We start from the raw sequence: 14303 nt of genomic DNA, 5'->3' as shown, positions 1-14303 counted from the left end.
AACAGCGCTACTTCTTCCCCAGCACACACGCCGGATCCGGCGGGCCGAACGCGTCGGCGCCGGAAATCTTCGCCAGGATCTTGTAGTAGTCCCACGGATACTTCGACGCCTCGGGCGACTTGACCTGCACCAGCATCAAATCATGCACCATCAGCCCGTCCTCGCGCAGCGTGCCGTTGCGGGCGAAGAAGTCCTCGATCGGTTTCTCGCGCATCTTGGCCGCCACCTTCAGCGGCTCGTCGGTGCCGGCCTCCTTCACCGCGTTGAGATAGACCATGACCGAGGAATACACCCCGGCCTGCCACATGCTCGGCATCCGCTTCATCTTGGCGAAGAAGCGCTTTGACCATTCGCGTGTCTTGTCGTCCATGTCCCAGTAGAACGACGTGGTCAGCAGCAGGCCCTGCGCCGCCGGCAGGCCGAGCGAATCCACGTCGGTGATCAGCGCCAGCAGCGCGGCCATCTGCTGGCCGCCCTTGAACAGGCCGAATTCGGCGGCGGTCTTGATCTCGTTGACGTTGTTCGGCGGACCGCCGGCGATGCCGATGATCTTGGCCTTGGAGGCCTGCGCCTGCAGCACGAAGGACGACATGTCCGGCGTGCCGAACGGCGGCCGCACCGAACCCAGCACCTTGCCGCCGGTCTTGGTCACCATCGCCGAGGCGTCCTTCTCCAGCGAATGGCCGAAGGCGAAATCGTCGGTGATGAAGAACCAGGAATCGCCGCCACGCTTGACCACTTCCTGCGCGGTGCCGACCGCCAGTGCGTGGGTGTCGAACACCCATTGCATGGTGTAGGGCGAGCAGAACTTGCCGTGGAAATCCGCGGTGCCGGTCGAATGCACGATCAGCAGTTTCTTGCGGTCGTTGGCGACGTTCTGCACCGCGAGGCCGACGGCGGAAATCGGCACGTCGACGATCAGGTCGACCTGTTCGGTGTCGTACCAGCGCCGCGCGATGCCGGCGCCGATGTCCGGCTTGATCTGGTGGTCGCCGACGATGATCCTGATCGGCTTGCCGAGCACGCTGCCGCCGAAATCGTCGATGGCCATCTGCGCTGCGGTGACCGAGCCCTGGCCGGACGGGGTCGATGACGGCCCGGTCATGTCGCTGAGCACGCCGATCTTGACCACGTCGTGGGAAACCTGGGCGTCCGCCCCCGACGCGCCCAGCAGCGCGGCGGTGGCCATCGCCGCCGCAAAAAAGTTCCTCGCAAACATGCGTTTCTTCTCCCTGAACCGCGCGGCTCTGCGGCCGCGACATCGGCAAGCCTATCTCATGGTTGCGTGCCGAGGTAGGGCAAGAGCCGCGCCCGATGCAATTGACAACGCCGGAGTGATTGTCGAACAAGGCGGCGGGAGGCCTTCATGCCCAGCGACCTCAATGCCTGGCAACTGATCGTGACCGGCGATGCGACCCTGTTCGCCATCGTGCGGCTGTCGCTGGCCGTCAGCCTGTCGGCGGCGCTGATCGCGGCTGTGATCGCCATGCCGCTCGGCGCGCTGCTGGCGCTGACCCGGTTCCCCGGCCGCGCCGCGCTGGTCGTGCTGCTCAATGCCATGATGGGCCTGCCGCCGGTGGTGGTGGGCCTTGCAGTCTATCTGCTGCTGTCGCGCTCCGGTCCGCTCGGCACCATGGGCATCCTGTTCACGCCGACAGCCATGGTGATCGCACAGACGATTCTGATCGTGCCGATCATCGCCGCCCTGACCCGGCAGACCGTGGAGGATCTCTGGGTTGAGTATCGCGACGAGCTCAATGCCATGGATGTCGGTCCGGTCGGCCGCATGGCGACGCTGCTGTGGGACGCGCGCTACAGTCTGCTGACGGCGCTGCTGGCCGGCTTCGGCCGCGCCGCCGCCGAGGTCGGCGCGGTGATGATCGTCGGCGGCAATATCGACGGCTTCACCCGCACCATGACCACGGCCATCGCGCTGGAAACCTCCAAGGGCGACCTGCCGCTGGCCATGGGTCTCGGCCTGGTGCTGGTGGTCCTGGTGCTGGCGATCAACGCCGCCGCCTGGGGCGCGCGGCTGTGGTCCGAACGGCAGGCGGGGTGATCATGCGCGCGCCGCTCAGCGAACTGCCCGTGGTGCTCGATAAGGTCTCGCTGACGGCGGGGCCGACCACCATCGTCGACCGCCTCAGCCTGACGCTCAATCCGGGCGCGCCGACCTTGATCGTCGGACCCAACGGCTCCGGCAAGACCTCGCTGCTGCGGCTGTGCATGGGGCTGGCGGCGCCGAGCGCGGGCCGCATTTCGTGGGGCGGCCGCGACAACGCGCCGATGAACCGCCGCGCCATGCTGCTGCAGCGCCCGGTGATGCTGCGGCGCACCGCCGCGGCCAATGTCGGCTATGCGCTGGCGCAGGCCGGCGTGTCCTATCATCAGCGCGCGGCGCGGACCGAGGCGTTGCTGGCGCGGGTCGGGTTGAGCGAGCTGGCGCAGCGGCCGGCGCGCAAACTGTCCGGCGGCGAGCAGCAGCGGCTGGCGCTGGCCCGCGCGCTGGCGCGCGATCCGGAACTGCTGCTGCTCGACGAGCCCACCGCCAGCCTCGATCCGGCCTCGACCCGCAGCGTCGAGGAGATCATCCTGTCGGCGGCGCAATCCGGCATCAAGATCGTGATGGCCTCCCATGACCTCGGCCAGGTGCGCCGGCTCGCCGGCGACGTGGTGTTTATGCTGCGCGGCGCCTTGTGCGAACAGGGTGCTGCAGACGATGTCCTCAATCACCCGGCGAGGCCGGAGGCTGCCGCGTTTCTGCGCGGCGACCTGGTGATCTGACCAACAGGAGCCTTGCGATGAAGAACCGTTTGCTATCGCTCGTTGCCGCGCTCGGCCTCGGCGCGCTGTCGATGCTCGCCCCTGCCGCGGCGCAGGACAAATCCATCGTGGTGGCCTCGACCACCTCGACGCAGGATTCCGGCCTGTTCAACTATCTGCTGCCGCTGTTCAAGGCGAAGACCGGAATCGACGTCAAGGTGATCGCGCAGGGCACCGGGCAGGCGCTCGACACCGCGCGGCGCGGCGATGCCGATGTGGTGTTCGTCCATGCCAAGGCGCAGGAGGAAAAATTCGTCGCCGACGGCTTTGGCGTGAAGCGCTTCGACGTGATGTACAACGACTTCGTGCTGATCGGGCCGGCGAGCGATCCCGCCGGCATCAAGGGCAGCAAGGATATCGCCGCGGCGCTGAAGACCATCCAGCAGAAGGCCGTGCCCTTCGTGTCGCGCGGCGACAAGTCCGGTACCCACAGCGCCGAGCTGGCGCTGTGGAAGCAGGCGGACATCGACCTCGCCGCAGCGAGGGGCCCGTGGTACCGCGAGATCGGCCAGGGCATGGGCGCCGCGCTCAACACCGCCAATGCCATGAACGCCTATGTGCTCAGCGATCGCGGCACCTGGCTGTCGTTCAGGAACCGCGGCGATCTGGTCATCGCGGTGGAAGGCGACAAGCGACTGTTCAACCAGTACGGCGTCATTCTGGTGAACCCCGAAAAAATCCCGTCGGTGAAAAAAGAACTCGGCCAGACCTTCGTCGATTTTTTGACCTCGGCGGAAGGCCAGGCCATCATCGCCAACTACAAGATCGACGGTCAGCAACTGTTTTTCCCCAATGCGGAGAAGAAGGCCTCGTGAGTGGGGCCGGGCGCAGCCCTTCTTCACCCTCCCCCTGAAGGAGAGGGTAAAGGAGCCATCGCTTCACGCATGACTCCCCCAACGTCTCTTCGCCTCTCTCACCTCGCTCGATGCGGCGCCGCAGACGCGAGCTGGAGTCCGGCCAGCGTAGAGCACTCCCGAAGCCGTCACCCCAGCCAAAACGGGATTAACCGTTTTGGCGGAGGAGCCGCGTGTTGGCGCGGCGTCTCGAAGGGCGACGGCGGGCACGCTTGCAGCCGCATGCTTCGAGGCGCGCCGAAGTCGGCGCGCGCCTCAGCATGACGGAAGCGGCGCGCACGAATTGTTCGTCTCCCTCCGGAATAACGATTGTCGTCGTAGTGGATGAACGCCTTGCCGTCTCCGCGCGACATAGTCGAGCGGGCCTTTGGTGCGCGACGATCGCCCGCGAATTTCCTCCAGCACGCTGATACGATCATCTGGACTCCGGCTGGCCGGATCGCAGTCGGGCATGCTATCGGCGTTCGCGTCTGATATCTGATTTCGAAAAAAGGTAGGCGTAGTGCAAAAAACGGCGTTTTCCTCCAAGGACTTGTCTGTCGATCTGAGTGAGAAGGCCAGGTTCGACCTCTGGCAGGAGATCCACCTCGCGGAAATCTGGTCGGTCGAATACAGCATCTCCGAAAGGGTGCCGTTCGAAGCGGTGATCGAGGCCACCACCCTGGGGCCCGTGGTGCTGGGCCAGATGGCCGGAACGATCAAGCGCGCATCGCGGATGGCCCGCAATATCGCCGACGACGGCAATGACAACTATCTGTTGCTGGTCAACAAGGCCGATACCGCGCTCGCCGGCGTACAGGTCGGCCGCGAATACGCCGTGGGCCGCGGCGAGGCGGCGCTGGTCACTGCGGCGGAGTCGCTGAAGATGCACGGTGCCGACAGCAATATCTGGATGAACGTGGTGATCCCGCGCGACGTCCTGACGCAGGCCTTCCCGCAGATCGATACCAGGCTGGCGCTCAAGGTCGGTGCCGACAACGAAGCCCTCGACCTGCTCAAGCGCTACTGCCGGCTGCTGGAAAGCGGTCCCGTTCTCACCACGCCCGATCTCGAAACGCATGCAGCCACGACCATCGTCGATCTCATCGGATTGGCGACCGGCGCCAAGGGCGAGACGGCCGAACTCGCCGGCCTGCGGGGCCTCCGCGCCGCGCGCCTGCAGGCGGTGCTGGCAAGGATCGCCGACAATTTCGCCCATCCTGGCATCTCCGCGCAGGGCGTCGCGCGCGAGCTCAAGCTGTCGGTGCGCTACGTCCACGATCTCCTGCAGGAGACCGGTGTGAGCTTTGCCGAGCGGGTGCTCGAACTGCGCCTGCAGAAGACCTGGAGGATGCTGCAGGACCGGCGTTGCGACGGGATGCGGGTCAGCGAGATCGCCATGATCTGCGGCTTCAATGACGTGGCCTACTTCAACCGCTGTTTCCGCCGCCGCTTCGGCTGCACGCCGAGCAGTGCGCGATAGGCATCATCGTTAGGGTGTACGGCAGGCGTTTATGCCGAAAAGGGCGTGATGCGCTACGCTTGGTGAGATGGACCGGGTGACTGCCGACAGCATGCTCAGGGGACGACGCCTAGCGCCTTCAGCTCAGAACTGGCGGCGCTCCATTCGTCGGCGTTGCGCGGGCAATCGTTGGCTGCGAGCCGGAACAGCCGTGCTGCTTCATCTGTCGACCCCTTGGTCAAAGCCAGCTCTCCGCTGAAGAAGATCGCCTCGCAGACGTGGGTCTTTTTCCTGGTGGAGTCCGCATTGTCTGCGGCAGCAAGCAGAGCATCGGGCGTCATCTCGCCCATGAACATCTTGATCACCGGTGCCGGCCACACGGCCATGTCGATCGGGGAACTGGTTTGCACCAGGCGGCTCGGGCGACGGCCTCGCCGAGCGGCAATATCGGCCCACAGCACGTTATAGGCATCGTCCGGGTCACGCTTGCTGGCCTCGGCAAAATCGGCCTCCGCTTTGGCGGCCGAGCCGGCAAACAGATGCGAACGGCCGCGACCGATGTAGCCCAGCGAGGACTTGGGATCGAGCCGGATCGCTGCGCTGTAGTCGCTGATGGCGCGGTCATTGTCGCCCTTCTGGCTGTAGGCGATGCCGCGAACAACAAAGGCGCCGACGTTACTGGCATCGTACCGGATCGTCACACTCAAGTCAGCGATCGCGCGGTCGTTGTCGCCGTTTCGGCTGTAGGCGATACGCGGGCGATGTAGGCCTCGATCAAGCCGGGATTGATTCGGATCGCCGCGCTGAAGTCGGCGATGGCGTGGTCCGGGTCGCCCTTGTCGCGGTAGGCGTCGGCGCGATCGCTGAACGCCAGGGCGTTATTCGGATCGATCCGGATCGCCGCACTGAAGTCGGCGATGGCGCGATCATGCTCGCTTTTGCAGCCATAGGCGACGCCTCGACCGACCAGGGGATTCGGGTAGTTGGGGGCGATTCGGATCGCCTCGCTGTAGTCGGCGATGGCGCGGTCGGGATCGCCCTTGGCGCGATAAGCGACGCCTCGATTGCCAAGGGCTACGGCGAATTTTGGATCGATCCGGATCGCCCTCGTATAGTCGGCGATGGCGCGATCATGATCGCCTTTGTCGTTGTAGGCGAGACCGCGATTGTTGAGGGCCATGACGTATTTGGGATCGATGCGGATCGCCCCGCTGTAGTCGGCAATGGCGCGGTCGATGTCTCCGATGGCGCGATAGGCGACACCTCGATTGTACAAGGCCATGGCGAAGGTGGGGTCGATCCGCAATGCCTCGCTATAGTCGGCGATGGCGCGACCCAGGTCGCCCTTGTCGCTGTAGGCACCCCACCGATTGCTAAACGCCAAAGCGAGTTTCGGATCGATCCGGATCGCGTCGTTGAAGTCGGCAAAGGCGCGATCGGGGTCGCCTCATTGTAGTCGGCGATGGCACGGTCGAGATCGCCGGCGTCGCGATACCGGTTCCCGCGATTGGTGTAGTTGATCGCCTGATTGCGTCCGGTCCACTTCCCCGAGGCGATGCTCTGGGTGCAGGCGACGATCGCAGCCTCGGCGCTTTGTGGACGATCGCATTCGTCAGCGGCGGCCGGGAAGCTCACCAGCGCTGTCGCGGCGAACAGCGCACTGCAAAATGCCCATGTCGTGCGGTTCATGCGATCTCCTTGCGCGCTTGGTATCCGATTGCGGATAGATTGATGTCCTAGTTCTCTTCGGCAACGAGCCGGGCGATGTCGGCCGGCGCGAAGGTGACGAGGGCGCGCTCGGCGGCATGCGCCGTGATGCGGTCCTTGGCGTCCTCGTCGTAGATGTCGAAATCCATCTGATAGATCGCCGCGACGGACCGGTCGCCCAAGGCCGCCAGCCGCCACAGCACCAGGCTGACGCGCGTGCCGCCGAGATCGCCGAGATAGGAGATCATCACGTCGTCGCTGTTGTTCCGCTGCAGCACCTTGAGCTTGACCTTCGGATTGGCCTTCCTGATCGACGCCACCAAAGTCGCGACCTGCGCCTTGAAGGGCGCCCGGTCTGCAAGCAAGCGCACCGTCAGCGTCTCCGACAGTTTGTCGGCGCGGCGGCCATATTCAGCGAAGCGGTCGGTGCCGGTCGCGCCGTGGCGCAGTTGCTGCAGCGAGTTACCATCGAAGCTGACGGAGTTCGCTGCAGCCTGCGCTGTGCTGCCGGCAGCGTACAATGCGAGCGCGATCATCATTGCTCTGAAACGGCTGCTCATGAAACGGCGTGCAGAAATCATGGTCCAATCTCCCGATGCCACTGGGTCGGGACCGCGGCGAGATAGGTTCAGCGATGTTGGACGATGCCGCAGGATCGATGTGGACGCACAGTCCGGCCGTCGTCAGGAAGCCGGGCGTGGTGCGCGAGCGCAGGCTGTCGGTCCGCTATGTCCGCGATCTCCTGCAGGAGACCGGTGTGCGCTTTGCCGAGCGGGTGGATTCGGGTCAGCGAGATCGCCATGATCTGCGGCTTCAATGACGTCGCCTACGTCAACCGCTGTTTTTTGCCGACGCTTCGGCTGCACGCCAAGCAGTGCGCGATAGGCACCGTCGTTTCCGACGCAATGTTGCCGTGCAGACACATTGCCCGGCAAAGCAGAGCGCTTCTCTGCAGGACAATTCCGCTGCACTCCAGCCCAAGACAGTTCAACCCGGCGATGCGACACAGGTTCGAAGTTACCGCATCGCAAGGAATCGTTGAATGTCGTCACGTCTGGTCCCCAACACCGAGCGCGTTCTGCGTCGATACCGCGCCAATGCCAGCCATCTGGCGCTGGCGATCGGTTGCGCCGCGCTCGCCGGCGTTGCCCTGACGACTCCGGCGGCGGCCGCCAACGATTTCTGGACAGGCACCGCATCGCCGGACTGGTTCGCCGGCGCAAACTGGAATCTCGGTGCGCCCCCGACGGCCGGCGACGACACCTATATCGACACGACCACGTCAAACGCGACGCTCATCAGCGGCGCGACGGCCTCCAGCAATAGCGTAAACGTCGGTCTTAACAACGTCGGCATGCTGACGATCGCGAACAGCGGCATCCTCAACAGCGGCCAGGGACTGGTGGGCCGTCAGGCCGGCTCTACCGGCACGGCGACGGTCACCGGCGCCGGGTCGATATGGAACGCGCAAGGCGTGGCAGTCGGTTTTGATGGGACGGGCACGCTTTCGGTTCTCAATGGCGGCGCAGTCATGAGCGCAGCCGGGTATTCGGTCACCTTGGGAAACTCTCTTGGTTCTTCGGGTGTGGTGACGGTCGATGGGACAGGTTCGACCTTGTCCGGCGCCAGTCTTGTTGTCGGTGACGCCGGCAACGGCACGTTGACGGTATCGAACGGCGGCACGATGTTGACCACTCAATTTGGCAGCATCATCGGCAAAAGCGCGGGCTCTGTCGGCAATGCGACAATCACCGGCGCCGGGTCAAGCTGGGCCCACACAGGCACAAGCGGCTTCTGGGTCGGTCAGGACGGCACCGGTACGCTGACGATTGCGAATGGCGGAAAGGTGTCGGTCGCCACCGACGCTGTCCTAGGCTACCAGACCGACGGCGTTGGCACTGTGACGGTCACCGGCACCGGCTCGATATGGAGCGCCGCGGGCATTACGGTCGGACGCCTCGGCACCGGCACGCTGAACATCCTGAACGGTGCGGCCGTCTCCAGCAACCCCTCGCCGCTGACGCTCGGAGATCAAGCCGGCGGCATCGGCACCGTCACCGTCGATGGTGCCGGATCGACCCTGACGGTCGCCAACATGACCGTCGGCAATGACGGCGCCGGCACGCTGACGGTGTCGAATGGCGCCACGGTCACCGCCACATCATTCGTGAACTATATCGGGCAGAACGCCGGCTCGGTCGGCACGGCAACGATCACGGGTCCGGGCTCGCGCCTGATCGTTCAGAACAATGGGCTCATCGTCGGTGGAGCCGGCGACGGCACGCTGACGATTGCCAATGGCGCTGTCGTATCGACGAGCGGCAATCTGATCCTCGGGTCCCAGGCCGGCTCGGTGGGCACCCTCAATATCGGCGCCGGCATCGGCGCGGCCGCCGTCGCGCCGGGCACGCTCGATGTCGGTGTTCAGAGTATCGTCTTCGGCAATGGCACCGGCGCGATCAATTTCAACCATACCGGCAGCAACTACGCGTTCGATGCCGCGATCAACGGGCTTAGCGGGCGTGGCACCATCAACCAGATCGCCGGCACGACAATCCTGACGGCAGATTCCAGCGTCTTCACCGGCGCGACCAATGTGACTGGTGGCCGGCTCGCCGTGAACGGCTCACTGGCAGGTTCGATCGTGACGGTGTCGGGCGGCATCCTCGGCGGTACCGGCACCGTCGGCGGCATCGTCGCCACCGGCGGCGGCACCGTCGGCCCCGGCAATTCGATCGGCACGCTGAACGTCAACGGCAATGTCAGCTTCGCGGCGGGATCGATCTATCAGGTCGAGACCAATGCGGCGGGGCAGTCCGACAGGATTGCTGCAACGGGCACCGCGACGCTGAACGGCGGCACGGTCGTCGCCTCCGGCGCCGCGCCGATCGGCACCAAGTACACCATCCTGTCTGCGGCCGGCGGCGTCACCGGCGCCTTCGCCGGTGCCAGCGGCGCCGGCGCGACGCCGTTCCTGGCCTATGGCCTCAGCTACGATGCCACCAGCGTCTATCTCACCCAAAACCGCAGCGCCGTGACGTTTGCCTCGGCGGGATCGACCCGCAACCAGATCGCCACTGGCGGCGGCGCCGATGGCTTGCCGCTCGGCGGTCCACTGGCCGGTGCGCTGGTGCAGCTCAACGTGGCGCAGGCCCGCAATGCGTTCGACCAGCTCTCCGGCGAAGTGCATGCGTCGGCCAAGGGTGTGGTGATCGAGGACAGCCGGTTCGTCCGCGAAGCCGCTGTCGATCGGCTGCGCGCCGCCTTTGACAGCGTCGGCGCCGGCGGCGCGCCGGTCACCACGTATGTCAACGGCAGGCCGGTGCTCGCGGCTGCCAGTGCCCCGGGTATCGCGGTGTGGGGCCGCGGCTTCGGCTCCTGGGGCCAATGGAATGGCGACGGCAACGCCGCCACGCTCAAGCGCGACATCGGCGGTTTCCTGGCCGGCGCCGACGCGCCCCTCATCGATGGCTGGCGGGTCGGCATGGTCGGTGGCTACAGCCGCTCGAATTTTCGCGTCAACGATCGCAGCTCGTCCGGCGCCAGCGACAACTATCATGTCGGCCTCTATGGCGGCACGCAGTGGGGCGATCTCGCCTTCCGCTCCGGGCTCGCCTTCACGCGGCACGACATCTCGACCGGCCGCTCGGTCGCGTTTCCGGGCTTCGGCGGGACGCTCGCCGCCGACTATAGCGCCGTCACCACCCAGGGCTTCGGCGAACTCGGCTATCGCATCCGCGCCGGGCAGACGCCGCTGGGGACGCTCGCCTTCGAGCCTTTCGCCAACCTCGCTTATGTCAGCCTGTCGTCCGACGGCTTCACCGAGCGAGGCGGCGCCGCGGCGCTCACCAGCCGGGGCGACACCACCGGCGTAACCTTCACCACGCTCGGCCTGCGCGCCTCGAGCGACATTGTCGTCGGCAACGGCGTCACCGCCACCACGCGCGGCATGCTCGGCTGGCGCCATGGCTTCGGCGATACCACGCCGGTGGCGACCATGGCCTTCGCGGGCGGCTCGGCCTTCGGCGTCGCCGGCGTGCCGATCGCGCGGGACGGCGCCGTCGCCGATCTCGGCTTCGATGTGAACCTCACGCCCAACGCCGCGCTCGGCCTCAGCTACGGCGGCCAGTTCGGCGCGGGCGTCACCGACCACACCCTGCGCGGCAACTTTGCGGTGAGGTTCTGAGGTCTGTCGCGACTGCGGCGGAGAGGCCTCCATTGAGAGGTGCAGCGTCGAGCAATAAAGAAGCCGTCACCCTGAGGAGCCGCGCACTTGCGCGGCGTCTCGAAGGGCGACGGCGGGCACGGTGCTCGCAGCCGCATCCTTCGAGGCGCGCCGAAATCGGCGCGCGCCTCAGGATGACGGAGGTGGTGCGCGCGGCGAAGCCTCGGATTCTCTTCGAACGTCAAAAGGCATCTAACCATTTGCGGCAAAGCTCTTGAATAAAGGACCTCGCCTCGGGAAGCGGCATCGAAGAATTTGGATCGCGCTTCGGCCATTTTGCTTTCGAATGGCGAAAAAACTGCGCATCTGAAGTGAAAGTGCGGATCTTTCTATCGCTAGGCCAACCTATTTTTTTCTCACCGCCTTCCCCAAAACGTTGGGAAATATCGGTTCTCATTAGCTCGAACGCTTTGTAAAGATCGATCCAATCAGGGGTGTTCCGCAAGTACGTCAGAACCTCCATGACATTGTCTTCCTTCATGGCCTTCAACAGGAATACAGCTTGAGGCGAAACATCTCCTGGCGGTCGAAAGTTGATGCGGCCCACCCGCGCTCGTGCTGAAACTGTGGGAAGAGAAATAGTGACGCCCCAATTTCCATTGGCGGATATAGGCCAACATTTCCGGATTCCTCGCCACTCCAATTGGAGTGGCTCAGGTTAGCGCGCAGCTATCTCCGCACCCGCCGGCACACCTTTGTATTCATCTCGTGAGGGTCGTATTTCTGCTGCCTACCCGCAATCTTGTGTTGACTATAATCCTATAATCGGCTATATCGCATTCACCTCATCCCACTGAGGGGCGTTTCCTGGGACGCTTGGAAATGTGGGGCGGGGGTGGCGCCTGCGGGCGTGGGGAGGACGTCTCCTTGCGCACTCGGGAGGCCTCGGGTCGCCGTCCGGCCCGCTACGGGGGTCTGCCGCTCTTTGCCGGCTGGACGCGGACAGGGAAAGGCGGGGAAATCCCGCTGGAAGCTGTCCCGGAAGCACGGCCCCGGGGACATAAATCGCCACGGTGGAGCGTCGAAAGGCGTTTCCGCGGCCTCTGCTCCCGATGCGTCGGGATCACGCTGCGGCCACTACACAAGTCGCGCCTTTCGGCGCTCCGCCTCCCTCATGTCGGGAGGCTCCCTGGCAAGACCTTCACGCAAAGCATTTTGCGGGCACAGCACAGGCTTGCCCGGTCGCGCGCGGAGCCGCGCTTCACTCAGCACAAGAGAGGAGATCGGAGCATGACGACACTGCAATGGGACGTCGAGCACCTGCGTGACCGGGCGCGGGATCGGCGGGAAACGGAGCTCGAAAAACAGAGGGAAGCGGACTGGCAGGAGGCGGGATACAGCACCGAACGCATGCTGTCTGAGACCAGGCGCGGCACGACGTGCTGCCCGAGTCGGAAATGTCGCCGCGCCCGGCGTTGCCTGTGGCAGGCGCCGATCTGCGCGCCCCTGCTGTTGTTCGGGGTATCGGCGGACCGCGCGCGGCGGATCACCGAGCACTTCTATACCGAGATCCAGCCGCGGCGGCGCGCGGAGGTTCTGGGCGAGGATGCGAAGGCGTGATGACGACGCGGTCTGGTGTCCCGGACGCGATGCAGCGTTCTCAGCCGATGCGCAGCAACAGCGGCGGGCTGCGCTGCATCCGGGGCACGAGCCCGCGTGGCTATCCGCCCTCCAGCGCCGCCAGCCGGTCGGCCTCGGCGATGTCGTCCATGGTGTTGGCGTTGAAGAACGGATCGAGCGGCGTGACGGGCCACGTCACCGTGGCGAGGCGATATCGCGCGGTCCAGCGGTCGATCTTCCGGATGTCTTCGACCACCAGCGCGTGGCGCAGCTCGGCGCGCAGGCTGACGCTCCACAACCCGATCACCGGATGGCTTTGTCCGTCGGAGGCTGCGACGGCGAGCTGCGCATTCTCTGCGGTCAACGTCGCGTGCAGACGCGCGACGAGATCGCGCGGCAGGAACGGGCAGTCGGCGGCGGCGCTGAGGATGTGCGTGACGTCGGGCCGATGTTCCGCAGTCCAGTCGAGCGCCGCGAGAATGCCGGCCAGTGGTCCCGGAAAATCCGCAACGCTGTCGGGAATCACAGGCAGGCCGAACGCCGCAAAGCGCGCGGGATCGCCATTGGCGTTGAGCATGAGTCCATCGCATTGCGGCGCGAGCCGCGCGATGACGCGCGCCAGGATGGTCTTGCCGCCGATCTCGCGCATCGGCTTGTCGCCGCCGCCCATGCGTCGCGCCAGTCCGCCGGCCAGCAGCACCCCTGGAATTTTCACCATCTCAGTCATTCCTGTCGCCGCCCTTGCGTTTGCTGCGCATGGATTCTTCGGCGACGAAATCGAGGTTCTGGTCGAACACGATGCGCTCCTGCCCGGACAGAGCGATGAAGCGCTTGCCCTTCGCGCGGCCGACCAATGTCAGTCCGACCTGCCGCGCAAGATCGACGCCCCATGCGGTGAAGCCGGAGCGCGACACCAGAATCGGAATCCCCATGCGCACCGTCTTGATGATCATCTCGGAGGTCAGCCGCCCGGTGGTGTAGAGGATCTTGTCGGCGGGATCGACATGGTGGCGGAACATCCAGCCGGCGATCTTGTCGACCGCATTGTGGCGGCCGACATCCTCGGTGTAGCAGACGGGCTTGCCCTGCTGGCACAGCACGCAGCCATGGATCGCGCCGGCCTCGATATACAGCGACGGCATGGTGTTGATGGTGTGGGTCATCTCGTAGAGCCACGAGGTCCGCAGCTCGGCCTTGGGCAGCGCCACGCTCTCGACGGCTTCCAGCAGGTCGCCGAACGCGGTGCCCTGCGCGCAGCCGGAGGTCTGCGTGCGCTTCTTCAGCTTGGCCTCGAAATTGGTGTGGTGTTCGGTACGCACCACGACCACTTCGAGGTCGTCGTCATATTCGACCTCGGTGACCACGTCGTCATATTTCAGCATGTTCTGGTTCAGCAGGTAGCCGAGCGCCAGATATTCCGGATAGTCGCCGATCGTCATCATGGTGACGATCTCCTGGGCGTTGAGGTACAGCGTCAGCGGCCGTTCGACGGGAACATTGGTCTCGATGGCCGCGCCGGTCTGGTCGATGCCCGCCACGCGCTCGGTCAGCCGCGGGTCGTGCGGATTGGGGACGATCAGAGGGGCGGTTGCTTCGCTGGCTTTGCTGCTGGGTTGGGTCATGGCTGCTCATATGACATTCCGGTCCGGACGGATATAAGCACGGAAACGGCAATTGTCCGGGCGGAGTGCGG

Annotated in this window: 14 protein-coding genes; 7 read left to right on the top strand and 7 right to left on the bottom strand. The window is 65.2% G+C overall.

The features are described 5' to 3' along the window. Positions 1-7 precede the first annotated feature (7 nt). The gene (locus tag ACUXVA_RS28025) at positions 8-1219 is read right to left on the bottom strand and encodes an ABC transporter substrate-binding protein (protein WP_445489423.1); all 1212 of its coding nucleotides are present in this window, start codon (positions 1217-1219) and stop codon (positions 8-10) included. Positions 1220-1366: 147 nt separating this feature from the next. Here ACUXVA_RS28025 and ACUXVA_RS28020 point away from each other — a divergent pair, with 147 nt between their 5' ends. The 4 genes from ACUXVA_RS28020 to ACUXVA_RS28005 all read left to right on the top strand — a co-directional run bounded on the left by ACUXVA_RS28020 (position 1367) and on the right by ACUXVA_RS28005 (position 5139). Then, positions 1367-2059: an ABC transporter permease gene (locus ACUXVA_RS28020; protein ID WP_445489421.1), complete on the top strand. Its 693-nt coding sequence runs from the start codon at positions 1367-1369 to the stop codon at positions 2057-2059. A gap of 2 nt (positions 2060-2061) precedes the next feature. Continuing rightward, positions 2062-2784 (top strand): energy-coupling factor ABC transporter ATP-binding protein, encoded by a 723-nt coding sequence (locus tag ACUXVA_RS28015; RefSeq protein ID WP_445489419.1) that lies wholly within the window; start codon positions 2062-2064, stop codon positions 2782-2784. Between the two features lie 17 nt (positions 2785-2801). Then, entirely contained in the window at positions 2802-3638 is an 837-nt protein-coding gene (locus tag ACUXVA_RS28010) for a substrate-binding domain-containing protein (protein WP_445489417.1), read from the top strand. 541 nt (positions 3639-4179) lie between these two features. After that, positions 4180-5139, top strand: coding sequence for a helix-turn-helix transcriptional regulator (locus tag ACUXVA_RS28005; protein WP_445489415.1), 960 nt, complete (start codon positions 4180-4182; stop codon positions 5137-5139). A 95-nt stretch (positions 5140-5234) separates the two neighbouring features. On the opposite strand, the gene ACUXVA_RS28000 is transcribed toward ACUXVA_RS28005, so the two are convergent. The 3 genes from ACUXVA_RS28000 to ACUXVA_RS27990 all read right to left on the bottom strand — a co-directional run bounded on the left by ACUXVA_RS28000 (position 5235) and on the right by ACUXVA_RS27990 (position 7406). Next, positions 5235-5819 carry a tetratricopeptide repeat protein gene (locus ACUXVA_RS28000; protein ID WP_445493362.1) on the bottom strand — a complete coding sequence of 195 codons (585 nt, stop codon included), beginning with the start codon at positions 5817-5819 and terminating at the stop codon, positions 5235-5237. Between the two features lie 2 nt (positions 5820-5821). Further along, positions 5822-6502 (bottom strand): tetratricopeptide repeat protein, encoded by a 681-nt coding sequence (locus tag ACUXVA_RS27995; RefSeq protein WP_445489413.1) that lies wholly within the window; start codon positions 6500-6502, stop codon positions 5822-5824. 352 nt (positions 6503-6854) lie between these two features. Then, positions 6855-7406 carry a hypothetical protein gene (locus ACUXVA_RS27990; protein ID WP_445489411.1) on the bottom strand — a complete coding sequence of 184 codons (552 nt, stop codon included), beginning with the start codon at positions 7404-7406 and terminating at the stop codon, positions 6855-6857. 53 nt (positions 7407-7459) lie between these two features. On the opposite strand from ACUXVA_RS27990, the gene ACUXVA_RS27985 reads away from it, so the two are divergent. Together ACUXVA_RS27985 and ACUXVA_RS27980 are read left to right on the top strand one after the other, a co-directional pair. Further along, positions 7460-7645, top strand: coding sequence for a hypothetical protein (locus tag ACUXVA_RS27985; RefSeq protein ID WP_445489409.1), 186 nt, complete (start codon positions 7460-7462; stop codon positions 7643-7645). Positions 7646-7867: 222 nt separating this feature from the next. Continuing rightward, on the top strand, positions 7868-11011 hold the full coding sequence (locus tag ACUXVA_RS27980; protein ID WP_445489407.1) for an autotransporter outer membrane beta-barrel domain-containing protein: 3144 nt from the start codon (positions 7868-7870) through the stop codon (positions 11009-11011). Between the two features lie 220 nt (positions 11012-11231). Here ACUXVA_RS27980 and ACUXVA_RS27975 read toward each other — a convergent pair whose 3' ends face one another. Then, on the bottom strand, positions 11232-11597 hold the full coding sequence (locus ACUXVA_RS27975; RefSeq protein ID WP_445489405.1) for a hypothetical protein: 366 nt from the start codon (positions 11595-11597) through the stop codon (positions 11232-11234). A gap of 683 nt (positions 11598-12280) precedes the next feature. Here ACUXVA_RS27975 and ACUXVA_RS27970 point away from each other — a divergent pair. Continuing rightward, positions 12281-12610: a hypothetical protein gene (locus ACUXVA_RS27970; protein ID WP_445489403.1), complete on the top strand. Its 330-nt coding sequence runs from the start codon at positions 12281-12283 to the stop codon at positions 12608-12610. A 100-nt stretch (positions 12611-12710) separates the two neighbouring features. Here ACUXVA_RS27970 and mobA read toward each other — a convergent pair whose 3' ends face one another. Continuing rightward, positions 12711-13328 (bottom strand): molybdenum cofactor guanylyltransferase MobA, encoded by a 618-nt coding sequence (gene mobA, locus ACUXVA_RS27965; protein ID WP_445489401.1) that lies wholly within the window; start codon positions 13326-13328, stop codon positions 12711-12713. Between the two features lies 1 nt (position 13329). Beyond that, the gene (locus tag ACUXVA_RS27960) at positions 13330-14232 is read right to left on the bottom strand and encodes a formate dehydrogenase accessory sulfurtransferase FdhD (protein ID WP_445489399.1); all 903 of its coding nucleotides are present in this window, start codon (positions 14230-14232) and stop codon (positions 13330-13332) included. Positions 14233-14303 lie beyond the last annotated feature (71 nt).

The sequence above is a fragment of the Rhodopseudomonas sp. RCAM05734 genome (assembly GCF_052658035.1).
The sequence above is the reverse complement of the archived record's forward strand: the minus strand, read 5'-3'. Positions and strand labels throughout refer to the sequence as shown.

Bases quoted from the DNA above. Each gene is read 5' to 3' on its own strand.
- ACUXVA_RS28025 (WP_445489423.1), bottom strand. From the start codon at position 1,219: ATGTTTGCGAGGAACTTTTTTGCGGCGGCGATGGCCACCGCCGCGCTG.
- ACUXVA_RS28020 (WP_445489421.1), top strand. From the start codon at position 1,367: ATGCCCAGCGACCTCAATGCCTGGCAACTGATCGTGACCGGCGATGCG.
- ACUXVA_RS28015 (WP_445489419.1), top strand. From the start codon at position 2,062: ATGCGCGCGCCGCTCAGCGAACTGCCCGTGGTGCTCGATAAGGTCTCG.
- ACUXVA_RS28010 (WP_445489417.1), top strand. From the start codon at position 2,802: ATGAAGAACCGTTTGCTATCGCTCGTTGCCGCGCTCGGCCTCGGCGCG.
- ACUXVA_RS27990 (WP_445489411.1), bottom strand. From the start codon at position 7,406: ATGATTTCTGCACGCCGTTTCATGAGCAGCCGTTTCAGAGCAATGATG.
- ACUXVA_RS27985 (WP_445489409.1), top strand. From the start codon at position 7,460: ATGTTGGACGATGCCGCAGGATCGATGTGGACGCACAGTCCGGCCGTC.
- ACUXVA_RS27980 (WP_445489407.1), top strand. From the start codon at position 7,868: ATGTCGTCACGTCTGGTCCCCAACACCGAGCGCGTTCTGCGTCGATAC.
- ACUXVA_RS27970 (WP_445489403.1), top strand. From the start codon at position 12,281: ATGACGACACTGCAATGGGACGTCGAGCACCTGCGTGACCGGGCGCGG.
- mobA (WP_445489401.1), bottom strand. From the start codon at position 13,328: ATGGTGAAAATTCCAGGGGTGCTGCTGGCCGGCGGACTGGCGCGACGC.
- ACUXVA_RS27960 (WP_445489399.1), bottom strand. From the start codon at position 14,232: ATGACCCAACCCAGCAGCAAAGCCAGCGAAGCAACCGCCCCTCTGATC.